Source organism: Corallococcus terminator, assembly GCF_003611635.1.
Classification (GTDB): Bacteria; Myxococcota; Myxococcia; order Myxococcales; family Myxococcaceae; genus Corallococcus; species Corallococcus terminator.
Genome location: NZ_RAVZ01000454.1, coordinates 1 through 6,322, shown reverse-complemented (window position 1 = coordinate 6,322; position 6,322 = coordinate 1). Strand labels below are relative to the sequence as shown.

6 protein-coding genes and 1 pseudogene are annotated in these 6,322 nt (G+C 68.4%); 1 reads left to right on the top strand and 6 read right to left on the bottom strand.

The window, feature by feature from the left end:
* Positions 1–540 (top strand): annotated as a pseudogene (locus D7V88_RS37850) (hypothetical protein); the annotation flags it as partial.
* 17 nt (positions 541–557) lie between these two features.
* On the opposite strand, the gene D7V88_RS37845 reads toward D7V88_RS37850, so the two are convergent.
* The 6 genes from D7V88_RS37845 to D7V88_RS37820 all read right to left on the bottom strand — a co-directional run bounded on the left by D7V88_RS37845 (position 558) and on the right by D7V88_RS37820 (position 6,308).
* Entirely contained in the window at positions 558–1,049 is a 492-nt protein-coding gene (locus D7V88_RS37845; RefSeq protein WP_120545418.1) for an SRPBCC domain-containing protein, read from the bottom strand.
* The gene (locus D7V88_RS37840) at positions 1,046–1,408 is read right to left on the bottom strand and encodes an ArsR/SmtB family transcription factor (RefSeq protein ID WP_120545417.1); all 363 of its coding nucleotides are present in this window, start codon (positions 1,406–1,408) and stop codon (positions 1,046–1,048) included. Before D7V88_RS37840 ends, D7V88_RS37845 begins: the two co-directional genes overlap by 4 nt.
* An 8-nt stretch (positions 1,409–1,416) precedes the next feature.
* Complete coding sequence (locus D7V88_RS37835; protein WP_120545416.1) at positions 1,417–1,848, bottom strand: VOC family protein; 432 nt, start codon at positions 1,846–1,848, stop codon at positions 1,417–1,419.
* A gap of 77 nt (positions 1,849–1,925) precedes the next feature.
* Complete coding sequence (locus tag D7V88_RS37830) at positions 1,926–2,828, bottom strand: nucleotidyl transferase AbiEii/AbiGii toxin family protein (protein ID WP_120545415.1); 903 nt, start codon at positions 2,826–2,828, stop codon at positions 1,926–1,928.
* Positions 2,825–3,406: a type IV toxin-antitoxin system AbiEi family antitoxin domain-containing protein gene (locus D7V88_RS37825; RefSeq protein ID WP_120545414.1), complete on the bottom strand. Its 582-nt coding sequence runs from the start codon at positions 3,404–3,406 to the stop codon at positions 2,825–2,827. Before D7V88_RS37825 ends, D7V88_RS37830 begins: the two co-directional genes overlap by 4 nt.
* Before the next feature lie 139 nt (positions 3,407–3,545).
* Positions 3,546–6,308, bottom strand: a complete 2,763-nt coding sequence (locus D7V88_RS37820) for an SBBP repeat-containing protein (RefSeq protein ID WP_147449044.1) — start codon at positions 6,306–6,308, stop codon at positions 3,546–3,548.
* Positions 6,309–6,322 lie beyond the last annotated feature (14 nt).

The following is a 6,322-nucleotide window of genomic DNA, read 5'->3' as shown; positions in this document are numbered from 1 at the left end:
GCGCCGGGGTGGGCGGGGGGCGCGCCGGCGACGGTGGCGGAGCAGCAGGTGGTGAGCGCGTGCCTGGCGGCGCACGCGAACAAGTACGGCGTGCACGTGGACATCTCCGTGCTGGGGCGTGACTCGGTGGGTGGGACGGTGCCGTATTCGACGGATGAGCTGAACACCTACGCCGAGCGCGAGGCGTGCTTCTTCGGCAACCTCTTCACGGGGGAGGGCACGTTCGCGGCGAATGACGGCGCCTACCTGGAGTACGACGAGAGCACGGTGCGCACCTGCGGCCTGTCGTCCTGGAGCGAGACGACGGCGTGCACGCCCATGGCCCACGTGGGCGCGTGCCGGTACTACTGCACGCTGGACACCACGCGGACCTACTACACGCGCTGCACGTACAACGGCGTGACGTACCGGCCCATCACCACGCGCATGCAGCCCCAGGACATCTACCGGTGCGGCGACAACGTCTGCCAGCTCACGGAGAAGTGCGGCACCAGCAACACGCCGGACAGTTGCGCGGCGGACTGCGGGCCCTGCAAGTAATCGCGGGGAGTGTCTGTCTATGCGGGGAGGGGCCGCGCGGCGTGAAGCCGGAAGCGCGTGACGAGGTCCCCCCACCAACGGCCGATCATCCCGACGGTGGCCGGGCCATCCAGGCCATGGCGGACGGGGTGATCCGGGCGGATGGAATCCCAACCCCGGTGTTCGAGCACGACGCGGGTGCCTCCGAAAGAGGGCTCGAAGCGGACCTCCACCTCCGTGGTTTCGTCGGGGGCGAAGTTGCTCGCGCGCCATTGGAAGACGAGCCGCGCTCCGGGTTCCCAGACGAGCACGCGGCCAATCTCAAACACTTCCGTCTCGGACGTTTCGAGCAGGCGGCCGCCGGGGCCGGGAGGCTCGAAGCGCAGGGTGCCGTTGGATGCGTGAAGGGCCCGGTGGCGCGGTCCCTTGCCCCACCACAGGTCGGTCTCCTGGGTGAAGACCTCGAAGGCATCCAGAGGTGACACGGCGACGAAGGTGGTGACGCGGGCACGGTCCGCGGACAGCGTCATGACTTGCGACCTCCGGGCGGTTTCGTGCCCCGGGTGCGCTCCGCGTGGGCCTTGAAGGCACCCAGTTGGTCTTCCCAGAAGGACTCCACCTCGTCGAGCCAGCCGCGCAGGGCGGCGAAGGGCTCCGGGCGCAGGCGGTAGACGCGCACGCGGGCGTCGTCCGCGTCGATGTTCTCCTCCACGAGTCCCGTCTGGCGCAGCACGCGCAGGTGGCGCGACATGGCGGGAGGACTCATGTCGAAGGCGGCGGCCAGCTCCCCGGCGGGGTGGGGCCGCTGGCGCAGGCGGTCCACGACGCCCCGGCGCGTGGGGTCGGCGAGGGCGGAGAGGGTGCGGTCCAACGCGGACGGGGTGGCCATGGTTGGGATTACACCGGCGAGCCGACGCGCTGGGTGAACCACCAGTGGTGGCCTTCGGGGTCGGTGACGCCGTAGGAGCGGTTGGTGCCCCAGTCGTCGCCGTAGTTCTTCGTCTCGGGCTCCTGGAGGATGGTGGCCCCGGCGGCGCGGGCGTGCGCGCAGTGGGCGTCCACGTCGTCCACGTAGACCATCAGGTTCTGGGTGTTGATGCCCCCGTGCGGCTTGGGGCTCGCGTAGGTGAAGCGCTTGTGGGTGGAGCCCACCATGATGACGCCGTCTCCGTAGACGAGCTCCGAGTGCACGATGGTGTTGTCCGCGCCTTCGACCTTGAGGCGCGTCTGGAAGCCGAAGACGCGCTCCAGCCAGTCGATGGCGGCGGACGCGTCCTCGTAGAAGATGCTGGAAGAGATGCGAGGCCAGCCTTCGGGGAGCGGTTTCATGGTGGGCACTCCGGTGGGAGAGTCGTTAACGAATGGGTGAATGATTAACCCCGTCGTTAACGGTCGTCAATCCCGGTTCAGGGGTGCCAGCGCCAGTTTTCCGGGGTCCAGGTCGCGATGGGGATCTTCCCCAGGACAGGGTCGAGGAAGTCCTTGGCGGCCCGGGTCACCTGTTCGAGCGTGGGCCATGCGAGCCTGTTGTCGCGGGCGATTTCCGCGTAGGGCGCTTCCCAGGAGGTGGCGGGGGCGGGGAGTTCGCTCGGCAGTGCGTGGGTGTCGCGAAAGGTGAAGGTCTGTTCGAGCGCACGCCGCAGTCGCGTGGCGTCCAGCGTCCTCGTGCTCGCCAGCAGTGCCAGGTCTGGCAGGTCCTTCACCCGGGAGTTCGGACGCAGGCGCGGCAGTGTGTACGCGTGCAGCTTTTCCGCGACATGGGTTTCGACGGGATAGAGGCGCAGGCGGGGCGGCGCGATGCCTGCGAAGCCGAGCACGTCCGGTGCCGTGACTTCATCCGGGTCACCCAACATGGGTTCACCGAAGGCGACGTCCACGTCGAAAGGGCGCCCATAGATTTTCTGTGCGAGTCGACACTCCGCCCGGAAGCGCAGCCCTTCGTATTGCATGCCCTCATTCAGGAGCTTCGGGTGCTCGGCATTCGAGCGGACTTCGAACGAGAGGAAGTCATTGAGTTCAACGGCTGCGGCTTCCTGCAGACGCAACAGCAGGTTGCCGGGTGCGCCTTGAACGCGGAGGTCGATGTCTTTCGTGGCGCGGGCCTGCTCGATGCGAAGCTCCAGGACCAGGCCGCCCTTGAGGGTGACCGCCGAGCCCAGCTTCGCGCCAATCCGGGCGAGGAATCGGTGGAAGATGAGCAGCTCGCGTTGGCGTTCGAGCGGCACGCCCCGCTTCGATGCCGCTGCGTGAAGACGATCTTCCAGGGCGCGCTTGAAGGCCTGAGGCGAGGCGTAGGTGCGGCTCGTCACGTGCCGAGTCCCCCAAAGGGTTTCAGTGCTTCCTCCACCAGCGGGAGGCTTCCCGTGACGATGCCGCGATGCATGGCCTGTTGGGTGGCCTGACGCAGCAGATCCGGAGACAGTGCGGCCTGGGCGCAGTCGTTGAGGGTCCGCGTCGGTGAGGTGACTCGCACGGCGCCAGCCCATCGGCATTCGGCTTCGAGCAGGTCCGCGTAGTGAAGCACCACCACGTTGGGTGCCCGCAGGCGTCGGTGGCGCCACGAGTCGGGAAGCGTCAGGTGGATCCGCGACGGGAGGACATCGGAGAGGTCATAGAGCGCGAGCGCGGTCTGGTGCGAGAAGGTGCCTGCCTGCTCCGACCAGAGCCAGATGGCGACGAGATCCTCGTGCTCACCCGCGGGGAAGTGCACGAGCCGGTAGATGCCACGTCGGATCCGGCGGACCCGCCCGATGCGCACGTAATGCTGGAGGAGCTGTGGCGAGTAGCCGGCCTCCGCGCCCTGCCGGGTCGTGAAGAGCCCTTCCTGACTGGCCGCGAACTCATAAAGCCGGTCCCAGTCTGGCCCTGTTGGGGACTCACGCTCCATGCACGAAGATTAAAGCTGGCTTTATCTTTGTGCAACAGAAGGTCGATGCTTTAGGGCGCGGACTCCCTCCTGAACAGCGAGGCCCGCCCCACCCGTGAAGGGTGAAGCGGGCCCCGTGTGAAGACTGGAAGCGACTGGCCTAGCGCACCTGGACCTGCACCTTGTCCAGGCCCCACGTCTCGTTGGTGATGCCGGGCAGGCCATCCGCGAAGAACTGGAGCGCCAGGGTCGGCGTGGTGTGATCGAACGTGACGGTCACGTGGTAGATGGAGTCACCGTCCGGGTAGAAGAGCGTGTTGCGCTCCGTGGCGCCGCTGCCCGCGGGGCTGGCCACGCCGCCGACCTGGCCCGGGTAGAACTGCGCGCTGGACGTGTTGGAGAAGGTGGTGCGGAACACCTCGCCCACGCCGCCGACCGTCAGGCCCCAGTGGTTCGGACCGAACGGACCGTTGCCATCCCACGACTGGAGGATGAACAGGTCGAAGCTCACCGTGACGGTGCTGTGCGCGGGCAGCGAAGCCAGCGACAGTTGGACGGTCTCGTTGCTGAACTCGCCCAGGAAGAAGCGGTCGCCGGAGGGGCTCAGGCTGACGGCCTGGTTGCTCCACTCGGCGCCGGCCTCGGCGTCGAAGCGGCCCAGGTACACCTGGCTGGCGATGGGCTGCTGCGCCTGCGCCTGCGCCGCGCCCGTGGCGAGCACGGGGTCGTTCGTCATGGCGACGTCCAGGATGCAGCCGTCCAACTGCACGGGGTCGAGGACGCCCGCGGACTGGCAGGTCGCCTGGGCGGCCTGACGCTGCGTCGTCGTGAGCTGCGTGGTGGTGGCGGTGGACGCCGGCAGGCTCAGGTTGGTGAGCGAGGCGGTGCTCTCCCCGGAGCCGTAGTCGAACAGCGACTCCGTCTGGCTGATGCGCCAACTGTCCGCGAAGTTGGACGTGTTCTTGTAGAGCTGGTTGAAGCTGAGCGGCGCGGTGAGCTGCGTGCCGTCGCGCAGGGCGAAGTCATCCGCGCGCACGTTGTTGAAGTTGCCCAGCAGGCCGCGCACCAGGCCCGCGCGCGAAGGCGCCAGCGTGAGCGTGATGTTCAGGTAGGACGTGAAGTTGTCCACGATGAGCTGGTCACCCTGGGGCGACGTGACGAGGTAGCGCGTGGAGGTGGGCCGGAAGACGCGGGTGCCGTCGGACAGGGGCCGCACGTCGCCAATCGTCAGCGCGACCGCCGCGCCGTTCACCATCAGCGGGTTGGTGGAGCGCGCGTAGACGCCGACGCGGTCCGTGCCGAAGCGGGCAGCGACGCCGCTGTAGAGCGCCACGCGGTTGCCGCTGGCCTTCTGGCGCGACTGCACCACGAAGGGATTGGCGGCGAGGGGCGTGGACTCCGTCAGGATGAACTCGCCCACCGACTGGAAGTCGTAGTTGAAGCGGTCGGACGTCACGAGGTGCGGGTCACCCCAGCCATTGCCGCTGCGGCACGAGGCCACGAGGGCCGGGTCCACGGAGCAGCCGTCCGCGTAGCGCATCGCGAAGAGGTCGAAGCCGCCCTGGTTCGTCCCGGCGCCGATGTTGCCCGTGGAGTAGCCCACCACGTAGACGCCCGTGTCGTTGTCCGCGGCGACGCCCGCGGCCGTCTCATTCTCGAAGCCGGGATCGTCGTGGGTGGAGCCGTACTGGTGGACGGACAAGAGGTTGAGCCGCACGTCGTACTTGGCGAGGAAGATGTCCACGCTGCCGACATCGAAGCCCGGGTCGTTCTTCAGGTCGTAGCTGGTCGTGCCGACGACGTAGAGGTTGGCGCCACCGTCGGAGGTGATGGCGGTGACCGCGTCCCGGCCCTGGGTGCCCAGCAGGGTGGCCCGCTGCTTCACGCCCGCGGTGCTGTACTGGAAGATGGCCGCGTCGTAGTCGCCCGCGTTGGCCAGGGTGCCCCCGCCCAGCGTGCCGGCGGTGATGGCGGCGCCATAGACATGGCCCACCACGTAGATCTCCGTCGCCCCCGTCGCATTGCGGGAGGCCGTCACCGCGTACGCGTAGTCCGCGGTCGACGTTCCCTCCTGGCGCACCCAGTTCTGGGTGGCGAGGTCCGCGGAGTACTTCATCACGAAGATGTCATTGCCACCCAGTGAGACCAGGGGGGCGAACGCGCCGTTCGTGTAACCGGCGACGTAGACGTTGCCGTCACGGTCCACCGTGATGCCCCGGGCGATGTCCGTCCGGTTGGCGGTCGTGCCAATCTGGACGGCGGTGGACGCGGTGCCGTTGGCCAGATAGCGGGCGATGATGATGTCGTTGCTGCTGGCGGTGACGCCGGGGACGAAGGTCCCCAGGGTGTAGCCGGTGAGGTAGACGTCGCCCGTCGTGTCGTTGGCGGCGATGCCATAGGCCAGGTCGTCCCGGGTGGAGCCGCGCTGGCGGCTCCACTGCAGCGCCTTGTTGGCGTTGTACTTGCGGACGAAGACGTCGGACATGCCCTGGTTCGTGCCGGTGTGGAGCGCGCCGCCCGGCAGGGTGCCCTTGGTGTAGCCCGTCACGTAGATGGAGGGATTGCCGGTGGCGCAGCCCTGGATGGCGACGCCGGTGCCGAAGTCGTCCGCGACGGAGCCGAACTGCTCCGCCCAGACGAGGACGCCGTCCCGCGTGCGGTGCTTGAGCAGGAAGACATCCATGCCGCCCGCGTGGGGCTGGGCCAGCACGGAGCTGTTCGCCGTGCCCACCGTGTAGAGGAACCCGCCGCACGTCGCGGTCGCCATGGCCTGCTCCGTCGCGGAGGAGCCGTTCTCCAGCGTCCACGTGGGGAGGGGCGTCGTCGTCAGGCCCATGACGGGCGGGGCGGGCGCGCGGCGCTGGGAGCGAACGCTCCGGGGGCCACCCGTGAAATCCACGGGGTAGAAGGCGTCAGGAGACACGGGGGCCTCCTGCT

What these genes read in the sequence shown, in the direction of transcription:
- D7V88_RS37840 (WP_120545417.1), bottom strand. Translation starts at nt 1,408, where the DNA reads ATGGCCACCCCGTCCGCGTTGGACCGCACCCTCTCCGCCCTCGCCGAC.
- D7V88_RS37835 (WP_120545416.1), bottom strand. Translation starts at nt 1,848, where the DNA reads ATGAAACCGCTCCCCGAAGGCTGGCCTCGCATCTCTTCCAGCATCTTC.
- D7V88_RS37825 (WP_120545414.1), bottom strand. Translation starts at nt 3,406, where the DNA reads ATGGAGCGTGAGTCCCCAACAGGGCCAGACTGGGACCGGCTTTATGAG.
- D7V88_RS37845 (WP_120545418.1), bottom strand. Translation starts at nt 1,049, where the DNA reads ATGACGCTGTCCGCGGACCGTGCCCGCGTCACCACCTTCGTCGCCGTG.